Origin of the sequence: Serratia sp. MMO-28 (assembly GCF_037199905.1) — a bacterium.
Lineage (GTDB): Bacteria > Pseudomonadota > Gammaproteobacteria > Enterobacterales > Enterobacteriaceae > Chania > Chania oryzae.
The window spans coordinates 1-316 of record NZ_JBBCVB010000107.1; the positions used below are offsets into that span (position 1 = coordinate 1).

The window sequence follows — 316 nt, forward strand, 5'->3', positions numbered from 1 at the left end:
GCCAGGGGCGGTCGACGTGCCCCCTGACGACAGGTTCAGCGTACCGCCTGCCAGATCGAGCACCCCGGTGTTGGTCAGCAGTCCGCTGCTCAACACGCCGGGATCGAGCGTCACCGTACCCAGGTTGGTGAGTGCCCCCACCGTCTGGCTGAAGTTATTGGTATTGAAGCTGGCTCCGCTGGCCACCGTCAGCAATGAGGTGGCGCCAAAGGCATTGTTGCTCCCCAGCAGCACATCGCCGCCGCTTATCGTGGTGCTACCGGTGTAGTTGTTCTGGCTGTTGGTCACGGTCAACGCACCGTTGCTGGCATCAAAG

At 62.3% G+C, this 316-nt stretch carries 1 protein-coding gene; it reads right to left on the reverse strand.

Features of this window, described 5'->3' with window-relative positions; all coding sequences use genetic code 11:
• Window positions 1-316 (reverse strand): hypothetical protein (locus tag WG891_RS26750; protein ID WP_337265113.1); only part of this gene is annotated, 316 nt, incomplete at both ends.